General features: G+C 65.5%; 15 protein-coding genes. 8 read left to right on the top strand and 7 right to left on the bottom strand.

The window, feature by feature from the left end; genetic code table 11:
• Positions 1-3: 3 nt before the first annotated feature.
• Genes E6C48_RS21515 through E6C48_RS21530 form a run of 4 tightly spaced genes read left to right on the top strand, consistent with a single transcriptional unit; the run spans position 4 to position 4,235 of the window.
• Positions 4-1,011 (top strand): ABC transporter ATP-binding protein, encoded by a 1,008-nt coding sequence (locus E6C48_RS21515; RefSeq protein WP_136360243.1) that lies wholly within the window; start codon positions 4-6, stop codon positions 1,009-1,011.
• A gap of 59 nt (positions 1,012-1,070) precedes the next feature.
• Positions 1,071-1,976, top strand: coding sequence for an ABC transporter permease (locus E6C48_RS21520; protein ID WP_180375730.1), 906 nt, complete (start codon positions 1,071-1,073; stop codon positions 1,974-1,976).
• Positions 1,966-2,781: an ABC transporter permease gene (locus E6C48_RS21525; protein WP_136360245.1), complete on the top strand. Its 816-nt coding sequence runs from the start codon at positions 1,966-1,968 to the stop codon at positions 2,779-2,781. The genes E6C48_RS21520 and E6C48_RS21525 overlap by 11 nt, the downstream gene beginning before the upstream one ends.
• Positions 2,782-2,807: 26 nt before the next feature.
• A complete protein-coding gene (locus tag E6C48_RS21530; RefSeq protein WP_136360246.1) occupies positions 2,808-4,235 on the top strand; it encodes a gamma-aminobutyraldehyde dehydrogenase in 1,428 nt (475 codons plus the stop codon).
• 193 nt (positions 4,236-4,428) lie between these two features.
• Here E6C48_RS21530 and E6C48_RS21535 read toward each other — a convergent pair whose 3' ends face one another.
• From E6C48_RS21535 to E6C48_RS21560, 6 genes are all read right to left on the bottom strand, one after another.
• Complete coding sequence (locus E6C48_RS21535; RefSeq protein WP_136360247.1) at positions 4,429-4,722, bottom strand: formate dehydrogenase subunit delta; 294 nt, start codon at positions 4,720-4,722, stop codon at positions 4,429-4,431.
• Positions 4,712-5,482, bottom strand: a complete 771-nt coding sequence (gene fdhD, locus E6C48_RS21540; protein WP_230978902.1) for a formate dehydrogenase accessory sulfurtransferase FdhD — start codon at positions 5,480-5,482, stop codon at positions 4,712-4,714. The genes E6C48_RS21535 and fdhD overlap by 11 nt, the downstream gene beginning before the upstream one ends.
• A 57-nt stretch (positions 5,483-5,539) precedes the next feature.
• Positions 5,540-8,455 carry a formate dehydrogenase subunit alpha gene (gene fdhF, locus E6C48_RS21545; protein ID WP_136360249.1) on the bottom strand — a complete coding sequence of 972 codons (2,916 nt, stop codon included), beginning with the start codon at positions 8,453-8,455 and terminating at the stop codon, positions 5,540-5,542.
• 10 nt (positions 8,456-8,465) lie between these two features.
• Positions 8,466-10,022 (bottom strand): formate dehydrogenase beta subunit, encoded by a 1,557-nt coding sequence (locus tag E6C48_RS21550; protein WP_136360250.1) that lies wholly within the window; start codon positions 10,020-10,022, stop codon positions 8,466-8,468.
• Entirely contained in the window at positions 10,019-10,498 is a 480-nt protein-coding gene (locus tag E6C48_RS21555) for a formate dehydrogenase subunit gamma (RefSeq protein ID WP_136360251.1), read from the bottom strand. The genes E6C48_RS21550 and E6C48_RS21555 overlap by 4 nt, the downstream gene beginning before the upstream one ends.
• Before the next feature lie 132 nt (positions 10,499-10,630).
• A complete protein-coding gene (locus E6C48_RS21560) occupies positions 10,631-11,530 on the bottom strand; it encodes a LysR family transcriptional regulator (protein WP_136360252.1) in 900 nt (299 codons plus the stop codon).
• Between the two features lie 123 nt (positions 11,531-11,653).
• Between E6C48_RS21560 and E6C48_RS21565 the strand changes: the two genes are divergently transcribed.
• The 3 genes from E6C48_RS21565 to E6C48_RS21575 all read left to right on the top strand — a co-directional run bounded on the left by E6C48_RS21565 (position 11,654) and on the right by E6C48_RS21575 (position 14,571).
• Complete coding sequence (locus tag E6C48_RS21565; RefSeq protein WP_136360253.1) at positions 11,654-12,295, top strand: DUF47 domain-containing protein; 642 nt, start codon at positions 11,654-11,656, stop codon at positions 12,293-12,295.
• A 6-nt stretch (positions 12,296-12,301) separates the two neighbouring features.
• Entirely contained in the window at positions 12,302-13,306 is a 1,005-nt protein-coding gene (locus E6C48_RS21570) for an inorganic phosphate transporter (RefSeq protein ID WP_136360254.1), read from the top strand.
• Positions 13,307-13,410: 104 nt separating this feature from the next.
• Positions 13,411-14,571 carry an Mrp/NBP35 family ATP-binding protein gene (locus tag E6C48_RS21575; RefSeq protein WP_136360255.1) on the top strand — a complete coding sequence of 387 codons (1,161 nt, stop codon included), beginning with the start codon at positions 13,411-13,413 and terminating at the stop codon, positions 14,569-14,571.
• 152 nt (positions 14,572-14,723) lie between these two features.
• On the opposite strand, the gene E6C48_RS21580 is transcribed toward E6C48_RS21575, so the two are convergent.
• Complete coding sequence (locus tag E6C48_RS21580; RefSeq protein WP_136360256.1) at positions 14,724-15,170, bottom strand: SRPBCC family protein; 447 nt, start codon at positions 15,168-15,170, stop codon at positions 14,724-14,726.
• A 147-nt stretch (positions 15,171-15,317) separates the two neighbouring features.
• On the opposite strand from E6C48_RS21580, the gene E6C48_RS21585 reads away from it, so the two are divergent.
• Positions 15,318-17,120 (top strand): IlvD/Edd family dehydratase, encoded by a 1,803-nt coding sequence (locus E6C48_RS21585; protein ID WP_136360257.1) that lies wholly within the window; start codon positions 15,318-15,320, stop codon positions 17,118-17,120.
• Positions 17,121-17,386: the final 266 nt, after the last annotated feature.

Here is a 17,386-nt window from a genome sequence, read left to right on the forward strand (position 1 = left end):
ACGATGACCCCAGCCGTTTCCTTCCAGGGCGTATCCCGCCATTTCGGCGCGGTGAAAGCCGTCGACGCGCTTTCCCTCGACATCCAGCCTGGCGAGTTCTTCGCCATGCTGGGGCCGTCCGGCTCCGGTAAGACGACCTGTCTCAGGCTCATCGCCGGTTTCGAGCAGCCCACCGCAGGGTCCATTTCCATCTTCGGCGAGCGTGCCGAGGGCGTTCCGCCCTATCGCCGCAACGTCAACACCGTCTTCCAGGACTACGCGCTGTTCCCGCATCTCAATGTGCTCGACAACGTCGCCTATGGCCTGATGGTCAAGGGCACTGGCAAGGCGGAGCGGCACAAGGCTGCGGAGGAGGCGCTCGCTCTTGTGCGCCTGCCCGGCTATGGCGCGCGCCGGCCCGGCCAGTTGTCCGGCGGCCAGCGCCAGCGCGTCGCGCTTGCCCGTGCACTGGTCAACCAGCCCAAGGTATTGTTGCTGGACGAGCCGCTCGGCGCGCTCGATCTCAAACTGCGCGAGGACATGCAGGAGGAGCTGAAATCCTTGCAGAAGGCGCTCGGCATCACCTTCGTCTTCGTCACCCACGACCAGGGCGAGGCGCTTTCCATGGCCGACCGCGTGGCCGTCTTCAACGAGGGCCGCATCGCCCAGGTCGGTGCGCCGCAGGACATCTACCAGAAGCCGGCGACCCGCTTCGTCGCCGATTTCGTCGGCTCCTCCAACGTCCTGCCGCCGGATTTCGTCCAGCGCTGGTCCGGCCAGAAACGCTGGGGATCGCTGCGGCCGGAAGCGATCCGGGTCAACCTTGGCGGCGGCGCCAAGGGGAATGAGGGCGTGGCGGCGCGTCTCGTCGCCACCAACTACCTCGGCGCCACCACGAGGCTGGCGCTCGATGCCGACGGTCTGCGGCTGCATGCCACCGTACCGGCCGGGTCGGCGCTGCCTCGGGAAGGCGAGCAGGTGACGCTCTCCTTCAACCGCGAGAGCCTGCATCTGATGGAGGAAGGCGCGTGAGCGTGCAGGCGACCCTGCCGACGCGGCAAGCTCCCGCCGTGCTGCCTTCGTCGGGCGGCATGCGCGGCGCGCTGTCCGACCTGTTCTGGCGACGGCCGCGCGTCCTGCTGCTGCTGATGCTGGCGCCGCCGCTGTTGTGGCTGGGCATCGTCTATATCGGCTCGCTGATCGCCCTGCTTTTGCAGAGCTTCTTTTCGATCGATGAGTTTTCCGGCCTCATCAACCGGCAGTTCACGCTGAAAACCTACGGCGACCTGTTGCAGGCCGCCAATCTCGACATCATCCTGCGCACGGTGACGATGGCAGCCCTTGTGACGCTGGCCTCGGCGGCCATCGCCTTCCCCATCGCCTACTACGCGGCGCGCTATGCGCGCGGCCGCTGGAAGGCCTTGTTCTACCTCGCCGTCATGCTGCCCCTGTGGTCGAGCTATCTCGTCAAGGTCTATGCCTGGAAGCTGATCCTCGCCAAGGAAGGTATTCTCACCTGGCTGTTGGCCAAGGTGCATCTCGGCTGGCTGCTCGACGGCTGGCTGGCGCTGCCCTATGTCGGCGGCTCCTCGCTCTCGGTCTCGGCCACCGGCACCTTCATCGCCTTCGTCTATGTCTGGCTGCCCTTCATGATCCTGCCGGTGCAGGCCTCACTCGAGCGCGTGCCGACGAACCTCATCGAGGCATCGTCCGACCTCGGCGCCTCGCCCGGCCAGACGTTCCGTAACGTGCTGTTCCCACTGGCGCTCCCCGGTATCGTCGCCGGCTCCATCTTCACCTTCTCGCTGACTTTAGGCGACTACATCATCCCGCAGATCATCGGCACCTCGCGCCTGTTCATCGGCCAGGCCGTCTATGCCCAGCAGGGCACCGCCGGCAACATCCCGCTCGCCGCCGCCTTCGCCGTCGTGCCCATCGTCATCATGGGCTTCTACCTGTGGGGCGCCAAGAAGCTGGGGGCCTTCGATGCGCTCTGACCGCAACGCGTCCGCCCCCCTGCCGCTGAAGGTCGCCGCCGCCTGTGGGCTGCTGTTCCTGCACCTGCCGATCCTGCTGATCTTCGTCTACGCCTTCACCACCGAGGAAAAGACCTTCCAGTGGCCGCTGCCGGGCTTCACGCTGCAATGGTTCGGCGTCACCTGGAACCGGCCGGACGTGTGGTCGGCCCTATCGCTCTCCGTGCGCGTAGCCGCCATCTCGACGTTGATCGCGCTGGTTCTGGGCACGCTGTGCTCGGCCGCCGTGTCCCGCTCGAAATTCTTCGGCCGCGAGACGATCTCGCTGCTGGTCATCCTGCCCATCGCGCTGCCCGGCATCATCACCGGCATCGCGCTGCGCTCGGCTTTTTCGCTGACCGACATTCCCTTCTCCTTCTGGACCATCGTGCTCGGCCACGCCACCTTCTGCGTGGTGGTGGTCTACAACAACGCCGTCGCCCGCTTCCGCCGTACCTCCGGCTCGATGATCGAGGCGTCCTACGATCTCGGCGCCGACGGCTTCCAGACCTTCCGGCATGTCGTGCTGCCCAACATCGCGACAGCCCTTCTGGCCGGCGGCATGCTCGCCTTCGCGCTGTCCTTCGATGAGGTCATCGTCACCACCTTCACCGCCGGCCAGCAGCAGACGGTGCCAATCTGGATGCTGGAGGAACTGATCCGCCCGCGCCAGCGCCCGGTCACCAATGTCGTTGCCATGGTGGTGGTGATGGTGACGTTCCTGCCCATCCTGTTGGCCTACTACCTCACCCGTGACGGCGACCAGATCGCCGGTTCGGGCAAATGAATCCCAAATCATCACGGGAGTTCCCCATGCACACCGAAATGCTGATCGGCGCGAAGTTCGAGAAAGGCACCGAGGCCGGCGAGGCGGTGCTCAATCCGAAGACCGGCGCCACCATCCTCGACCTGCCCGAGGCCAACCCGGCGCAGATCGAGGCGGCGGTGGCGGCTGCCGAAAAGGCGTTCGCGAGTTGGTCGCGCACCACGCCGGCCGAGCGATCGGCATGCCTCCTGAAGATTGCCGACCGCATCGAGGCGGACGCCGCCGAGTTCGCCCGGTTGGAAGCGTTGAATTGCGGCAAGCCGATCAATTCGGTGTTGAATGACGAGATCCCGGCCATCGTCGATTGCTGGCGCTTTTTCGCCGGCGCGGTGCGCACCATGCCGGGGCAGGTGGCGGGCGAATACCTGCCCGGCCACACCTCGATGATCCGCCGCGATCCGGTCGGCGTCGTCGCTTCCATCGCGCCGTGGAACTATCCGCTGATGATGATGGCCTGGAAGCTGGCGCCGGCGATCGCCGGCGGCAACACCGTCGTCTTCAAGCCGTCCGAACAGACGCCGCTGACGGCGCTGAAACTGGCGCGTGTGCTGGCGGATGTGCTGCCGGAAGGCGTCGTCAACGTCGTGCTGGGCCGTGGCGACAGCGTTGGCAGCCCGTTGATCAACCATCCGAAGGTCAACATGATCTCGATCACCGGCGACGTCGCCACCGGCAAGAAGGTGCTGCAGGCTGCCGCCAAGTCGGTCAAGCGCACGCATCTCGAACTGGGCGGCAAGGCGCCGGTCGTCGTCTTCGACGACGCCGATCTCGACGCGGTGGTCACCGGCCTGCGCGCCTTCGGCTATTACAATGCCGGGCAAGACTGCACCGCCGCCTGCCGCATCTATGCCGGCAGGAAGATCTATGACAAGCTGGTCGCCGATCTGTCGTCCGCCGTCTCGACCATCAGGTACAACCGCCCGGACGACACAGAAAACGAGATCGGCCCGCTGATTTCCCGGCGCCAGCGCGACCGCGTGTCGAGCTTCGTCGAGCGCGCCTCGGAACTGAAACACATCGAGATCACCACCGGCGGCAGGCCGGGCGAGGGGTCGGGTTTCTTCTACCAGCCGACCGTGGTGGCGGGTGCCTTGCAGGAAGACGAGATCGTGCGTCGTGAGGTGTTCGGCCCGGTCGTTTCCGTCACCCACTTCTCGGATGCGGACGAGGCGGTCGCCTGGGCCAACGACAGTGACTACGGGCTCGCCTCGTCGGTATGGACGAAGGACATTGCCCGCGCCATGGCGACGGCGGCGCGCCTGCAATACGGCTGCACCTGGATCAACACGCACTTCATGCTTTGCAACGAGATGCCGCACGGCGGGCTGAAGCAATCCGGCTACGGCAAGGACATGTCGCTCTACGCGCTGGAGGATTATACGGCGGTGCGGCACGTTATGATTGCGCATTCGTAGCTTTCCTCGCCCCGTTTACGGGGAGGTGAGGAACGGTCTGCGAAGCAGACGAAAAGCCAATTGCTTGGCTTTTCGAGTGACAAACGCCGGCAGGCAGGTGAGGGGCGGTGCCGACTTTGCGAATATTCGCGCAGCCCCTCATCCGCCCTTAGGGCACCTTCTCCTCGCAAGCGGGGGAGAAGGAAGAGCTGCTCTATCCGACCGCCTTGGCCTTTGCCGGCAATGGCGGAGGGCCGTCCAGCGGCGCCGGCGGGCGCCTGATGCTGGGCGCGGCTTTCAGCACGAACTCGTCGAAGCCGGGCGTGCCGCCGTCGATCATCTCGAAGAACTGCCGCCGCATGCGCGGTTCCCAGAACTTGTTGATGTGCTCGGCGACACCGGCAATGCCTTCCTCGCGCGGCTTGGAATGGAAGAACGTCGCGATCTGATTGGCCATGACCATCAGCTTATCCTTGGTGGTCATCGAAGAATTCAGGTCATGCGACATGCTTGGCTGCTCCCCTCGTCACCCGCTCGGGGTGGGTAAAAACATCGAAATCGTCGCCGCGCACCAGCGCGACCAGCGTCATGCCGGCCTCGTCGGCGGTGCGGATGGCAAGCGCGGTCGGCGCCGACACTGCAACGATCGCCGGCGATCCGATCGCCGCAGTCTTCTGCACCATCTCGACCGAGACGCGGCTGGTCACCACCACCGCTCCGGAAGCGCCGTCTATGCCGGCCCTGGCCAACGCACCGCCCAGCTTGTCCAGCGCATTGTGGCGGCCGACATCCTCGCGCGCCGCGACGATGCCTTTGCCCGGCACGTAGAAGCCGGCGGCATGCACCGCGCCGGTCTCGGCATGCAGCGGCTGTTGCTTCGCCAGCAACCGCACCGCGCCGGTGATGTCCTCGGGCGTCAATTGCAGTTTCGAGCCGCCGACGCCGTCGACCGAGCGCATCGCCTCGTCGATCGATTCGATGCCGCACAGACCGCAGCCGACCGGTCCGGCCAGCCTGCGCCGGCGCGCTTCGAAGCGCTTATTGGCGCTGTCTTTCAGCCTGATCTGGATGTCGATGCCGGCGCCGAGATCCTGCACCTCGATGGCGTCGATCTCGTCAGGTGACCCGACGATGCCTTCGGTCAGCGAGAAACCGAGGGCGAAATCCTCGAAATCGGCGGGCGAGGCCATCATCACCGCATGCGTCGTGCCGGCGAAGCTGAACGCCACCGGCGCCTCCTCCGGAACGTTGCGCGGCGCGCTCGCCATGCCGCTGGCGCGGCGGGCGAGCCGCGACGTGGAGGTGATGGCGGGGCGGGTCAAAACCTACTCCGCCGCTTCGAGATGGCCTTTGATGCGCCGCGTCTTCTTCGACAGGTCTTCGTAGTCGCGCTGCCATTCCGTCGGCCCGTTCGACGGCCCGACCTGCACGGCGGTCACCTTGTATTCGGGGCAGTTGGTCGCCCAGTCGGTCGCTTCGGTCGTCACCACGTTGGCCTGCGTGTCCGGATGGTGGAAGGTGGTGTAGACCACGCCCACCGCCACGCGGTCGGTGATCAGCGCGCGCAGCGTCGTCTCGCCGGAGCGCGACGCCAGCCGGACCCACTGGCCGTCATGGATGCCACGATCCTCCGCATCGTGCGGGTGGATCTCCAGCCGGTCCTCCGGGTGCCAGACGCTGTTGCCGGTCCGCCGCGTCTGCGCGCCGACATTGTACTGGGTGAGGATGCGCCCGGTGGTGAGCAGCAACGGGAAGCGCGGTCCGGACCTTTCCTCCGTGGCGACGTATTCGGTGCGCACGAAGTTGCCCTTGCCGCGCACGATGCCGTTGATGTGCATGATCGGCGTGCCGAGCGGCGCTTTTTCGTTGCACGGCCACTGCACCGAGCCTTCACGCTCGAGAAGATCGAAGGACACGCCGGCGAAGGTCGGCGTCGTCGCCGCGATCTCGTCCATGATCTCGGATGGGTGCGTGTAGTTCCAGTCGAGCCCAAGCGCGCGCGCCAGTTCCTGCGTCGCTTCCCAGTCAGCGTAGCGGGCTTTCGGCTCGATCACCTTGCGCACCAGGTTGATGCGGCGCTCGGCGTTGATGAAGGTGCCGTCCTTCTCCAGGAAAGTCGAGCCGGGCAGGAACACATGGGCGTAGCGCGCCGTCTCGTTGAGGAACAGGTCGTGCACCACCACGCATTCCATCGCTGCCAGGCCGGCGGCGACGTGCTTGGAATCGGGGTCGGATTGAAGAATGTCCTCGCCCTGGATGTAGATTCCCTTGAACGAGCCGTCGGTGGCAGCGTCGAGCATGTTGTTGATGCGCAGGCCCGGCTCCTTGTCGAGCGTGACGCCCCACAGGTCCTCGTAGATCTGGCGCACCGAATCGATGGCGATATGGCGATAGCCCGGGAATTCGTGCGGGAAGGAACCCATGTCGCACGAGCCCTGCACGTTGTTCTGGCCGCGCAGCGGGTTCACGCCGACGCCGTTGCGGCCGAGATTGCCCGTCGCCATGGCGAGGTTGGCGAGCCCCATCACCGCGGTCGAGCCCTGGCTGTGCTCGGTCACGCCGAGGCCGTAATAGATGGCGCCGTTGCCGCCGGTGGCGTAGAGGCGTGCCGCCTCGCGGATCGTCTCGGCGTCGACGCCGCAGATCCTCGCCGTCTCTTCCGGATTGTAGCGCGCGTCGGAGACGAACTCGCACCAGTCCTCGAAGGCGTCCCAATCGCAGCGTTCGCGGATATAGGTCTCGTTGTAGAGCTTCTCCGTGACGATGACATGCGCCAGTCCCGTCAGGATGGCGACGTTGGTGCCCGGCTTGATCGGCAGGTGGTGAACGGCCTTCACATGCGGGCTTTTCACCAGGTCGATGCGGCGCGGGTCGATGACGATGATCTTGGCGCCTTCGCGCAGGCGCTTCTTCATGCGCGAGGCGAATACCGGATGCGCGTCGGTCGGGTTGGCGCCGATCAGCAGCATGACGTCCGCTTCCTCGACCGAATCGAAATCCTGCGTGCCGGCCGAGGTGCCGAGCGTGGTGTTGAGGCCGTAACCGGTCGGCGAATGGCAGACGCGCGCGCAGGTATCGACGTTGTTGTTGCCGAAACCCTGCCGCACCAGTTTCTGCACAAGGTAGGTCTCCTCGTCGGTGCAGCGCGACGAGGTGATGCCTCCGATGGAGGCGCGGCCGTACTGGTACTGGATGCGGCGGAACTCGCCGGCGGCATGCGCCAGCGCTTCCTCCCAGGTCACCTCGCGCCACGGATCGGTGATCTTCTCGCGCACCATCGGCGAAAGAATCCGGTCCTTGTGCGTGGCGTAGCCATAGGCGAAGCGGCCCTTGACGCAGCTGTGGCCGTGGTTGGCCTTGCCGGCCTTGTACGGCATCATGCGCACGACCTCGTCGCCCTTCACCTCGGCCTTGAAGTTGCAGCCGACGCCGCAATAGGCGCAGGTCGTCACCACCGAACGCTCCGGCATGCCTTTTTCCAGCACCGCCTTTTCGCGCAGGGCGTCGGTCGGGCAGGCCTGCACGCAGGCGCCGCAGGACACGCATTCGGATTCGACGAAGGCCTCGTTCATCGAGGCGACCATGCGGCTTTCGAAGCCGCGGCCCTCGATGGTCAGCGCGAACGTGCCCTGCACGTCCTCGCAGGCGCGCACGCAGCGCGAACAGACGATACACTGGGCCGGATCGTAGCTGAAATACGGGTTGGAATCGTCGCGCACCATGTAGTCGATGGTGAGCGATCCATGGCCCGGCGCCACGCCGTCTTCCGGCTTCACATGGTTGCGGCCCTCGACGCCGTAGCGGTTCTCGGAGAGCCCGACCATTTTCGCGACATGGTCGAATTCGCTGGCACCTGTACCGGCCTTTTCGCCAAAACCCGTCGGATGGTCGGACACGTAGAGTTCCATGACGCCCTTGCGGATGGCGTCGAGCCGGTCGCTGGTGGTGTGGACCACCATGCCTTCGCCGACCGGCGTCGTGCAGGATGCCGGCGTGCCGTTGCGGCCTTCGATCTCGACCAGGCAGACCCGGCACGAGCCGAAGGAGTCCAGCATGTCGGTGGCGCACAGCTTCGGGATCTCGACGCCCGCTTCCATAGAGGCGCGCATGATCGAGGTGCCTTCCGGCACCGTGATCGAGCGGCCGTCGACGGTCAGCGTCACCGTCTTTTCAGCCTTGGATTCGGGCGTGCCGTAGTCGATCTCGGTGACGAGCGAGGAAATGTCGGCCTTGACGTTCATCGGTCCGCTCCTATTCCGCAGCGGCGCGCACGGGCGCCGGCTTGAAGTCCTCGGGGAAGTGGGTCAGCGCACTCATGACCGGATAGGGGGTGAAGCCGCCCAACGCGCACAACGACCCGAATTTCATAGTATTGCACAGGTCTGTGACGAGAGTGAGGTTCTTCTCCGGTTCGATGCCGGCGGCGATCCGGTCGATCGTTTCGGTGCCGCGCACCGCGCCGACGCGGCAGGGCGTGCACTTGCCGCAGCTTTCGACGGCGCAGAACTCCATGGCGAAACGCGCCATCTTCAGCATGTCGGCGCTGTCGTCGAAGACGGTGATGCCGGCATGGCCGATCAGCCCGTCACGCTTGGCGAACTCCTCGTAGTCGAACGGCGTGTCGAACAGGCCGCGCGGGAAATAGGCGCCCAGCGGACCGCCGACCTGCACTGCCTTCACCGGCCGGCCGCTTGCCGTGCCGCCGCCGATATCGTCGACGATTTCGCCGAGCGTCAGGCCGAAGGCGGTCTCGAACAGGCCGCCGTGCTTGACGTTGCCGGCGATCTGGATCGGGATCGTGCCGCGCGAGCGGCCCATGCCGAAGTCGCGGTAGTATTCCGCGCCCTTGTCCATGACGATCGGCACCGAGGCGAGCGAGATGACGTTGTTGATCACCGTCGGCTTGCCGAACAGGCCCTGGATGGCCGGCAGCGGCGGCTTGGCGCGCACCACGCCGCGCTTGCCCTCGAGGCTGTTCAGCAGCGAGGTTTCCTCGCCGCAGACATAGGCGCCGGCGCCGACGCGCACCTCCATGTCGAAGGCATGCGCCGAACCCAGCACCTTGACGCCGAGCACGCCCGCCTTGCGGGCTATCTCCACCGCCCTGTTCATCTTGGCGACGGCATGCGGATATTCGGAACGGATGTAGATGTAGCCCTTGGTCGCGCCGGTCGCGATGCCGGCGATGGCCATGCCCTCGATCAGCACGAAGGGATCGCCTTCCATGATCATGCGGTCGGCGAAGGTGGCCGAATCGCCCTCGTCGGCGTTGCAGACGATGTATTTCTGGTCAGCCGCCGTATCGAGCACGGTCTTCCACTTGATCCCGGTCGGGAAGCCGGCGCCGCCGCGTCCGCGCAGGCCTGAATCCGTCACCTGTTTGACGATGTCGGCCGGCTGCATGGCGATGGCCTTGCGCAGGCCCTTGAGGCCGCTGTGGCGCTCGTAGGCGTCGAGCGACAGCGGGTCGATGATGCCGCAGCGCGCGAAGGTCAGCCGCGTCTGTTTCGCCAGGAACGGGATCTTGGCCGGATCGCCCAGCCAGCGCTTGTGATGGCTTCCCTTCAGGAAGCCACTGTCGAAAAGTCCTTTGACGTCGGAGACCTTGACCGGGCCGTAGGCGACGCGCCCGGCATCGCAGGCGACCTCGACCATCGGTTCGAGGAAATAGGCGCCGCGCGAGCCGTTGCGCACGATCTTGGCCTCGATACCGCGCTCCTTGAGTTCCTTCTCGATCGCCTTGGCGACTTTGTCGGCACCGAGTGCGACGGCACCCGAATCGTCGGGAATGAAAATGCGGGGGATCATGAGCGCACCGCCTCGACGATCTCGTCGATCTTTTCGTTATCCAGTCGGCCGATCACTTCGCCGTCGAGCATGGCGGAAGGGGAGCAGGCGCACAGGCCCAGGCAATAGACCGGTTCCAGTGTCACCGAGCCGTCCTTCGCCGTCTCGTGGAAATCGATGCCGAGCAGTTGCTTGATCCGCGCCGTCGTCGCGTCCGAGCCCATCGACTGGCAGGCTTCCGCCTGGCACACCTTCAGCACATGCCGGCCGCCGGGTTCCTTGCGGTAGTCGTGATAGAAGGAGGCGACACCATGCACTTCGGCACGCGACAGGTTCAGCTCGTCCGCGATGACGCGCAGCGCCTCCTGCGGGACGTAGCCGAATTCGCCCTGGACGCCGTGCAGGATGGGAAGCAGCGGCCCTTCCAGCGCCTTGAATTCCTGGATGATCGACGCCGTGCGCGTCGCTATTTCGGTACTTGCAGGCTGCACAGCCATGCAGCGCCCTCCCTGTCGTCGCGGTCTACCCGCTAAGTCCTTAAGAAACCGGAGCAAACCGGCGGAATCAATAGCGTTGTCCCGTTGCTTGATAGAAATTTTCTATCAATCCGTTGTTGTAACCCTTTTAGATCAACGCTCCTGCCGGAAATCGCTTGCCAGCGTCATTGCCTCGTCCAACAGCGCCGACACCAGCGGCGTCTGCGGCTGCCGCGGGGCAGCCACTAGGCCGACCGTGTGGCGGGCATCCGGATCAACGATGGGAATGGACCGGATCGGTTCGGAAAAGCCGAACGTTTCCGTGAGGTTGAGCGGCATGATCGACGACCATTTGCCGGTCCTGATGTGCGAGAACAGCACGATCATCGAATTCGATTCGAGCGTCGGCCGCACCTGCACGCCGGCTTCGGCGAGGTGCTGGTCAATGATGCGCCGGTTCTGCATGTCGGGGGTGAGCAGGCAGAGCGGCAGCCGGCTGACCTCGGCCCATGACACATGGTCGCGGTCGGAGTAGGGCGTGCCGACGGCCGTGATGAGCTGGTAGCGCTCGTTATAGAGCGGCACGCTTGCCACCCGTCCCAGCGGCTCGTTGTCGAGATAGGTAATGCCGGCATCGATGTCGAAATTGCCGAGCAGGGTGAGCACCTCGATAGAGGTTCTCGATAGGATCGAAAAGGTGACGCCGGGATGCTTCTCGCGGAACGGCGTCGTCAGCCTTGCCACCATGGCGAGCGCGGTGGGGATGGCGGCGATGCGGATATGGCCGGTGAGGCCGATCTTGGCCGCGCGCATCTCCTCCTTCATGGCCCGCGTGTCGCCGACGATGCGCCGCGCCCAGGCGAGCACCTGCGCGCCCTCCGGCGTCAGCCCCTGGAAGCGCGAGCCGCGCTTGACCAGCATGACGCCGAGCTGGTCCTCCAACTGCTTGATGCCGGCCGAGAGCGTCGGCTGCGTCACCCCGCAACGTTCCGCCGCGCGGCCGAAATGTTCCTCCCTGGCCAGCGCGATGAAGAATTCCAGCTTGTCGATCATGGCCGAACCTATCATGAGGCAACCGGCCGGCCATGCCGGCATCCCCACTTTTTGCACCAGTTTGTATTTGCGCCGCCGGCTAATCGCGTTATGGGACGCCATCGCCGCAAAGGGACGTCGGAAATGCTGGGCTGGTTTCGCAAGCTTCTGCCGCGCGAGGATCGTTTCTTCGATCTGTTCGACCGGCACGCACGCACGGTCGTGGCCGCCGCCGAGGCGCTGGAACATCTGCTTTCGGGCGAGGATGTCGAGGCCAACTGCGACAGGATCGTCACGCTGGAAAAGGAAGCCGACACCATCGCTGCCGAGGTGATGCTGGCCGTGCGGCGCTCCTTCATCACCCCCTTCGACCGCAGCGACATCCAGGACCTGATCCAGTCGATGGACGACGCCATCGACATGATGAACAAGACGGTCAAGACCGTGCGGCGGTTCGAGACGAAGGAATTCGATCCGCTGATGCGCGAAATGGGCGGCACGATCGTCGACGCGGCCCGGCTGGTCGCCAGGGCCGTGCCGCTGCTGGCCAAGGCCAATGCCAACGCGCAGCAACTGGCGATGATCGCCGAGGAGGTGACGCGCGCCGAGGAGCGGTCCGACGAACTGCATGAGCGGGGCCTGAAGGACCTGTTCCACCGCCATCGCACCGGCAACGCCATGGCCTACCTGACAGGCTCGGAAATCTACAGTCAGCTCGAAAAGGTGGTCGATCGTTTCGAGGACGTCGCCAACGAGATTTCCGGCATCGTCATCGAGAACGTGTAGCCGCCGATGGAAGCTTCGCTCGCCTTTCCGCTGCTCGCCGGCCTGATTGCCGTCGCGCTGTTCTTCGATTTTCTCAACGGCCTGCACGACGCCGCCAATTCCATCGCCACCATCGTCTCCACGCGGGTGCTGAGGCCGCAATACGCCGTCTTCTGGGCGGCCTTCTTCAATTTCATCGCCTTCCTGTTCTTCGGCCTGCACGTCGCCGAGACCATCGGCAAGGGCATCGTCTCGGCCGAGATCGTCACGCCCGCCGTCATCTTCGCGGCGCTGACGGGCGCCATCGTCTGGAACATCCTTACCTGGTGGCTCGGCATCCCGTCCTCGTCCTCGCATGCTCTGATCGGCGGGCTGGTCGGCGCCGGCGTCGCCAAAGCCGGCACCGGCGCCATCGTCTGGGGCGGGCTGAGCAAGACCGTCGCGGCAATCGTGCTGTCGCCCGCCACCGGATTCGTGCTGGCGTTGGTCCTTATCCTTCTGGTGTCGTGGCTGTTCGTGCGGCAGACGCCGTTCGCCGTCGACAGCACCTTTCGCGTCGCGCAGTTCTTTTCTGCCTCGCTCTATTCGCTCGGCCACGGCGGCAACGATGCGCAGAAGACGATGGGCATCATCGCCGTGCTGCTCTACTCGCAAGGCATGCTGGGCGACACGTTCTATGTGCCTCTGTGGGTCGTGCTGACCTGCCAGTCGGCGCTGGCGCTCGGCACGCTGTTCGGCGGCTGGCGCATCGTCCACACGATGGGTTCCAAGATCACCCGGCTCAATCCCATGCAGGGCTTCTGCGCCGAGACCGGCGGCGCCATCACCCTGTTCGGCGCGACGTGGCTCGGCATTCCCGTTTCCACCACCCACACCATCACCGGCGCCATCGTCGGCGTGGGTGCCGCGCGCCGCGTTTCGGCCGTGCGCTGGGGGCTTGCCGGCAACATCGTCGTCGCCTGGGTCGTCACCTTGCCGGCCACCGCGGCCATCGCGGCGCTGACCTACTGGGTCTCGCATCTGGCCGGCTGACGGCGCGATCTGGCGCTTGCGTCCCGGCGAAAGCGGATTATGTGACTCTTGATTTCGCCATCACGCCCGCCGGACATGCGGTCCGGCCAGCCAAGGAATGATCCATGACCGTCACCAAGGAAACCGTCATTGAGCACCTGAAGACGGTCAACGGGCCGGACTTCACCGGCAACATCGTCGATCTCGGCCTGGTGTCGGAAATCTTCATCGCCGATTCCAAGGTCTTCTTCTCCATCACCGTTCCGGCCGAACGGGCGCAGCAGATGGAGCCGCTGCGCGCCGCCGCCGAGCGCGTCGTCAAGACGATCCCCGGCGTTGCCGGCGCGGTCGTGGCGCTGACCGCCGAGAAGAAGGGCGGCGGCATGGAAAACGCCCCGCCGCGCCAGCCGCCGCGACCGGCTCCAGCTCCTGGCGGCCATGCCCCGCATGCGCCCGCTTCGCGCACCTCCGGCAAGCGCGGCGTGCCAGGCATCGAAGCGATCATCGCCGTGGCGTCCGGCAAGGGCGGCGTCGGCAAGTCCACCACCGCCGTCAACCTTGCGCTGGGGCTCGCCGCCAACGGCCTGAAGGTGGGCGTGCTCGACGCCGACATCTATGGCCCGTCCATGCCGCGCCTGTTGGGCATCAGGGGCCGGCCGGAGACGAAGGACGGCAAGATCCTGCAGCCGATGCAGAATTTCGGCCTCAAGGTCATGTCGATGGGCTTCCTCGTCGACGAGGAAACGCCGATGATCTGGCGCGGGCCGATGGTGATCTCGGCGCTGACGCAGATGCTGCGCGAATGCGAATGGGGGCCGCTCGACGTACTGGTGGTCGATATGCCACCCGGCACCGGCGACGCCCAGCTCACCATGGCCCAGCAGGTGCCGCTGGCCGGCGCCGTCATCGTCTCCACGCCGCAGGACCTCGCCCTTATCGACGCCCGCAAGGGCCTCAACATGTTCCGAAAGGTCGACGTGCCGCTGCTCGGCATCGTCGAGAACATGAGCTATTTCATCGCCCCCGACACCGGCAAGCGCTACGACATCTTCGGCCATGGCGGCGCCAGGAAGGAAGCCGAGCGGCTGGGCGTCACCTTCCTCGGCGAGGTGCCGCTGGAGATGGGAATTCGCGAAAGCTCCGACGACGGCAGGCCGGTGGTGGCCGCGAAACCGGACGGCCCCGAAGCCAAGATCTATCGCGACATCGCGGCCAAGGTCTGGGAGCGGCTGGCCGAGGAGAAGGCGTCGGCCGAGGGTGCTGCGCCGGCGATCGTCTTCGAGTAGCGGCGACGCTTCTTCCCTCGCCCCGTTTACGGGGAGAGGGTGGCTGTGAAACGGCCGGGTGAGGGGCGGCGCCGACTCGCGAACGTTTACGCTGCCCCTCATCCGCCCTTCGGGCACCTTCTCCCCGTAAACGGGGAGAAGGAAAAGTGCCGCTACCCTCCCACCTTCTCCCCGAACGTCGAGAAGAACTGGCCCGCCAGCTTCTTCGAGGTCGAGGTGATCAGCCGGCTGCCGAGCTGGGCGATCTTGCCGCCGACATCGGCCTTGGCCGCGTATTTCAGCATGGTACCGTCGCCGTCGGGCGTCAGCGTCACGTCCGCGCCGCCCTTGGCGAAGCCGGCGATGCCGCCCTTGCCCTCGCCCTGGATGGTGTAGGAGTGCGGCGGCTTCAAATTCTTCAGCGTCACCTCGCCGTTGAAGGTCGCCTTGATCGGGCCGATCTTCAGCACGACGGTTGCCGCCATCTCGGTTGGTGATTTCATCTCCAGGCTCTGGCAGCCGGGGATGCAATCCTTCAGCACGTCCGGATCGTTGAGGGCGGCCCAGACCTTCTCCACCGGCGCCACGATGCGCTCCTCGCCTTCGATCACCAAAGCCATTGCATCCTCCCGTCGAGACGTGGGAAATGCGTAGCTTGGTATGGCGTCGCTGTCCATCGCACCAAAGTCCGGGGTGCGACAGCGAACCCTCTTGCCGGGGGGACGGCGCTGTCCTATCCATTTATCAGACAAATAAGGATTTCCCCGATGGCAGGCGCCCCGACCCGGAAAAAGCTTCGCTCCCAGGAGTGGTTCGACAACCCGGACAATCCCGGCATGACGGCGCTTTACCTGGAGCGCTACCTGAATTTCGGCCTCACCCGCGAGGAACTGCAGTCCGGCAAGCCGCTGATCGGCATCGCCCAGACTGGCTCAGACCTGTCGCCCTGCAACCGCCACCACCTGCAGCTCGCCAAGCGCATCCGCGCCGGCATCGAGGCGGCCGGCGGCGTGCCCTTCGAGTTCCCCTGCCATCCCATCCAGGAAACCGGCAAGCGCCCGACCGCGTCGCTCGACCGCAACCTCGCCTATCTGTCGCTGGTCGAGGTGCTCTACGGCTATCCGCTCGACGGCGTGGTGCTCACCATCGGCTGCGACAAGACCACGCCGGCGCTGCTGATGGCCGCCGCCACCGTCAACATCCCGGCGATCGCCCTGTCGGTCGGGCCGATGCTCAACGGCTGGCACAAGGGCAAGCGCACCGGCTCCGGCACCATCGTGTGGGAATCGCGTCAGCGGCTGTCGGCCGGCGAGATCGACTACGACGAGTTCATGGAAATCGTCGCCTCCTCCGCACCGTCGACCGGCTATTGCAACACCATGGGCACGGCCACCACCATGAACAGCCTTGCCGAAGCACTCGGCATGCAGCTTCCGGGTTCCGCCGCCATTCCCGCGCCCTATCGCGAGCGCGGTCAGATTTCCTATGAAACCGGCAAGCGCATTGTCGAGATGGTGCACGAGGACCTGAAGCCCTCCGACATCATGACACGCGAAGCTTTCGAGAACGCCATCGTCGTCAATTCGGCCATCGGCGGCTCGACCAACGCGCCGATCCATCTCAACGCCATCGCCCGCCATCTCGGCGTGCCCCTGGACAACGACGACTGGCAGAAGGTCGGCCACAAGATCCCGCTGCTGGTCAACCTGCAGCCGGCCGGCGAATATCTCGGCGAGGACTATCACCATGCCGGCGGCGTGCCGGCGGTCGTCGCCGAACTGATGAAGGCCGGTCTCCTGCCGCATCCCGACGCCGTCACCGTCAATGGCAGGTCGATGGGCGAGAACTGCGCCGGGGCCGTCAACGAGAACCATGACGTCATCCGCACCGTCGCCGAGCCGCTGAAGAAAGAAGCCGGCTTCATCAACCTGAAGGGCAACCTGTTCGATTCGGCCATCATGAAGACCAGCGTGATTTCGGAGGAGTTCCGCGACCGCTACCTCATGAACCCGGCCGATCCTGACGCCTTCGAGGGCAAGGCCGCCGTCTTCGACGGGCCGGAGGATTACCACGCCCGCATCGACGACCCGGCGGAGGGAATCGACGAGCACACCATCCTGTTCATGCGCGGCGCAGGTCCCGTCGGCTATCCGGGCGGCGCGGAGGTGGTCAACATGCAGCCGCCGGCCTACCTCATCAAGAAGGGCGTGCACTCGCTGCCCTGCATCGGCGACGGCCGCCAGTCCGGCACGTCCGGCACGCCGTCGATCCTCAATGCCTCGCCGGAAGCCGCCGTCGGCGGCGGCCTGGCGCTGCTGAAGACCGGCGATCGCGTGCGCATCGATCTGAAGAAGGGCACGGCCGATATCCTGATTTCCGACGAGGAGCTGGCCAGGCGTCGCGTAGCACTCAACGGCAATGGCGGCTATCATTATCCGAAGCACCAGACGCCGTGGCAGGAAATCCAGCGCGCCATGGTCGACCAGTTCGATCAGGGCATGGTGCTGAAGCCGGCGGTGAAATACCAGGACGTCGCGCATACGGCGGGCATGCCGAGGGACAACCACTGAGGGCTGGCACTGAGTGCCGGCTTCCCCTCCCCCTTACGGGGGTGAGAAGCGGTCCGCGCAGCGGACGAAAAGCCAATTGCTTGGCTTTTCGAGCTTAGAACGCCCGGAGCGACAGCGAAGGGCAATAGCGCGGACTTCCCCCTCCCCCTTGAGGGGAGCGACTATCTGAGGTGTCAAGTTGCATTTGCGAACTCGGTGCGCGCGTCGCGTGCTTTTGCGTTGAGGATGACGAGTAGCTTGCGGGCGAGCGCGATGCGGATGACCAT

The organism is Ollibium composti, assembly GCF_004801285.1.
Taxonomy (GTDB): Bacteria; Pseudomonadota; Alphaproteobacteria; order Rhizobiales; family Rhizobiaceae; genus Mesorhizobium; species Mesorhizobium composti.